General features: G+C 53.0%; 1 protein-coding gene. It reads right to left on the minus strand.

From position 1 onward, the window contains the following. Nucleotides 1-236 (minus strand): cadherin repeat domain-containing protein (locus JUJ53_RS16000; protein WP_204153042.1); only part of this gene is annotated, 236 nt, incomplete at both ends.

Below are 236 nucleotides of genomic sequence, written 5' to 3' on the forward strand. Positions count from 1 at the left end.
ATTGACATTCGTGACGGTAATGGTGAGCAGTTGCGCGGTACTCAGCCCCCCAGCATCCGTAACAGTTACTTCAACGGCATAGGTATTGTTGCTTCCGGCATCGAGGGGGTTTTCAAAATCGGGGGTATTGAGGAAGGACAGGGCACCGGTTGTGGCATTGATGTCAAAGAAGGCTTGGTCATCGCCGCCGCTGAGGCTGTAGGAAAGTCCATTGCCTTCACTGTTGGTATCGTCAG

The sequence above is a fragment of the Leptolyngbya sp. CCY15150 genome (assembly GCF_016888135.1).
Lineage (GTDB): Bacteria > Cyanobacteriota > Cyanobacteriia > RECH01 > RECH01 > RECH01.